The sequence below is a fragment of the Mesorhizobium tamadayense genome (genome assembly GCF_003863365.1).
GTDB lineage: Bacteria > Pseudomonadota > Alphaproteobacteria > Rhizobiales > Rhizobiaceae > Mesorhizobium > Mesorhizobium tamadayense.
In genome coordinates this window covers 1-289 of the sequence record NZ_RQXT01000284.1, presented here as the reverse complement: position 1 = coordinate 289, position 289 = coordinate 1, and the positions used below count along the sequence as shown (strand labels likewise).

Sequence of the window (289 nt, the reverse complement as noted above, 5' to 3'; positions counted from 1 at the left end):
GGATTCCTTCGACCCGTCGTGATAGGTGCCGAACATCCGGTCCACGGGGACGAGGCCCTCGCCGCCGTAATTCACCTCGAAGTACTTATGGTGGAGGTAGTGCATATAGGCGTGGGTATCGAACCCCCGCTCATCGCCGGTCTCGACCGTGTCGAAACCGATGTGCCCAGGCACGGCGCCGAAGCCTGCGAAGTGCAGCTGGTAGAGTGCAATGACGGGGTTTGAGGGGAGAACGAAGTGCCAGAAAACCACCCCGAAATAGAGCAAGTGCTCAATGGGATGCATCGAT

At 58.8% G+C, this 289-nt stretch carries 1 protein-coding gene; it reads right to left on the bottom strand.

The window, feature by feature from the left end; all coding sequences use genetic code 11:
* Window positions 1-289: sterol desaturase family protein (locus EH240_RS37665; protein ID WP_148101213.1), on the bottom strand; the 289-nt coding region annotated here is incomplete at both ends.